Annotated in this window: 4 protein-coding genes; 2 read left to right on the top strand and 2 right to left on the bottom strand. The window is 52.2% G+C overall.

Features of this window, described 5'->3' with window-relative positions; genetic code table 11:
- Positions 1-164: 164 nt before the first annotated feature.
- Entirely contained in the window at positions 165-371 is a 207-nt protein-coding gene (locus BM174_RS20650; RefSeq protein WP_093925666.1) for a cold-shock protein, read from the bottom strand.
- A 307-nt stretch (positions 372-678) separates the two neighbouring features.
- Here BM174_RS20650 and BM174_RS20645 point away from each other — a divergent pair, with 307 nt between their 5' ends.
- Entirely contained in the window at positions 679-1,005 is a 327-nt protein-coding gene (locus BM174_RS20645; protein WP_177209574.1) for a transposase, read from the top strand.
- A gap of 186 nt (positions 1,006-1,191) precedes the next feature.
- Here BM174_RS20645 and BM174_RS20640 read toward each other — a convergent pair whose 3' ends face one another.
- On the bottom strand, positions 1,192-1,656 hold the full coding sequence (locus tag BM174_RS20640) for a DUF417 family protein (RefSeq protein WP_093925664.1): 465 nt from the start codon (positions 1,654-1,656) through the stop codon (positions 1,192-1,194).
- A 174-nt stretch (positions 1,657-1,830) separates the two neighbouring features.
- Here BM174_RS20640 and BM174_RS20635 point away from each other — a divergent pair, with 174 nt between their 5' ends.
- Positions 1,831-2,118 carry a hydantoinase B/oxoprolinase family protein gene (locus tag BM174_RS20635; RefSeq protein ID WP_093925663.1) on the top strand — a complete coding sequence of 96 codons (288 nt, stop codon included), beginning with the start codon at positions 1,831-1,833 and terminating at the stop codon, positions 2,116-2,118.
- Positions 2,119-2,323: the final 205 nt, after the last annotated feature.

Below are 2,323 nucleotides of genomic sequence, written 5' to 3'. Positions count from 1 at the left end.
CTCGGGTAGGGCGCGTTCCAGCCAATTTACCCTCCGTGCAACAACGCCGCGCAGATGCCGGCGTTTTCGCTATCTCAAACACAACCGCCAAGGCCTATCAGCCACAGCGGCATCTTCTGGCTGGTTCTACAATTCAAGCCAGGCCTATTCAAAACAAGCTTTATTCAGGCCAGTGAGAGGTTGGCAGCACTTTCTCGGCCATCCCGGCCAGCTTCGACATCAAAGGTCACTTTTTGATCGTCTGCCAGGCCAGTGAGCCCCGCACGTTCCACCGCGGAGATGTGAACGAAGATGTCATTACCGCCACCATCAGGTGCGATAAAGCCGAAGCCTTTTGTTGCGTTGAACCATTTTACAGTGCCGTTAGCCATTGCCGTGTCTCCAATTTTCGTTTTGTCCGCTCTGTGCGGGTCTTGGAATACTGCTCAGAACGCCGTGGAATGACAAGCCCTTAGCGGATCCGCAGATTCCACGGCCCTATGAAGCAATTGTATCTCGGGCCTCCTCTTCACTTCCAACGCCAAAGAGGCCTTCCCAGGTAGGTGGGTTGCGCCAGTCCTGCTCCATCCCCTGGACAATGATGTCGAAGTTTTGAGGGTCCGTCAGCACAGAGAAATAACTGATGTCGGGCTAAACCCCAACACGCCACATGCTGGCGCGATGGGAGTCCCATCAGGCATGCAAAAGCATCTTGAGGAGATCAGCCGGTCAATCGCCACCGAAGCCCACGGCGTTATCATCATGGACGGCGCGGGCTGGCACAAATCCAGCGCATTGAAGGTTCCGAAAAACCTCTCGATCCTGTTCCTGCCGCCTTATTCGCCAGAGCTGAACCCAACAGAGAATATTTGGCAGTTCTTCCGCCAAACCTACCTTTCCAACCGCGAGTTCGAGAATTGGGAGGCCATCGTTGATGCTTGTTGCGATGCCTGGAACCGCCTGACCGCTGAAACCGGACGCATCAAATCAATTGCAACTCGTAATTGGGCCACCACAGGTCAATGATTAAGCGGGTTGGTATTATACTAACCGCCGGTCCTGGCCTTCTCAAAGCTGAAAGCACATTTCCGCCGCATCGGCGCAAGAACCTATGATTCCCCCATCCAAGCCCTCGTCGGCATCTTTGCTCCCGAAGAGTGCTGGAGCTTTTTCAAAGTTGCAGGGTATGCGTCAGATTAAAAGCAAACCGCTTTAATGTGTACTGTTTCGAAGCGCATGTTTGGCGCTCGAAAACAACACATAGGATACTGCCAGCAAGACAATATCTTTTAGCAGAAATTCACCGGGCATGCCGGACAGAATCGGAAAGCTTGCGCCTTCCGGCACCACACCTGGTGTCGTGAATAAAAAGGTGAGTGTAACGGCAAAAGTTGAAATCGCTGCAAGACTGCCAATAGCACGAAGCTTGAGATTTTTGATTCCTAAAAGTAATAAGATACCAATAATGATCTCTACAGTGCCGAGTAGAGCTCCGAAAGACCTGACGTTAAACAGGCCGTAGACCCATGACAGAATGGGGCTGTTATTGACCAAGCCCTCAATACCGCTTGCCCCACCCCCAGTGTATTTAATCCCCCCAAACCATATAAATATGACCGCCAGCGCGACGCTCAAAATCATAAATGTATCATCGGATGTTTTGGATTCAGTTAACATATTATCTCTTTCTTGACTGATAGGTCATTCAGTGGCTGTGTTTTTCCGTCATGAGCCTAAACTAAGTTGCTCCCCCTTGTTTACCTGTCACATCCCGGACGGTAGTATGGCGTTGTCTTGAACATTCTGGTTTGATTTTGTGCCAGTCTTTCATCATTTGCAAGGGTGCTTGTGATGGCTTCAACATTCACCACAATGGCACATTGCGATGCCGTCGGGAGGGGCATCCCCGATCCACGCCATCAACAAAGCCCATGCCTCAAGTTCTGGGCGGACATCTCTCTTGCCCGAACCATTGGTGCTGCGGGAGCAGCGGGTGGTCAAGATGGCAAGCCGGGCAAGAACTCTGTGGAGCGGGCGAACGGTAATCTGGATTGGTTGCAGGGCAACGACGAAACGCAAATGGACGTGAATGATGTGTTCGTGATGGAAACACCGGGCGGTGGCGGTTTTGGAAGCTAACAATGGTGGGCGGTCTTATTGGGACCGCCCGTCCAAGTCTTCAAGCGGTTCGAAGACTGTCCGTCGTCAGGGTTTTCGACGCCTATTGCTGAATCGCAGAGGCATCTTGGTTTGTTGTGAGAGGGTGCGCGGCACCGGACAAAAACGCCACATCCAGTGGCCTTGTTGCACGGAGCCTCTCTCGACTGATATCGGTTGTGGCCTG

The sequence above is a fragment of the Sulfitobacter brevis genome, from assembly GCF_900112755.1.
Taxonomy (GTDB): Bacteria; Pseudomonadota; Alphaproteobacteria; order Rhodobacterales; family Rhodobacteraceae; genus Sulfitobacter; species Sulfitobacter brevis.
This window is presented reverse-complemented; position numbering and strand designations above follow the sequence as displayed.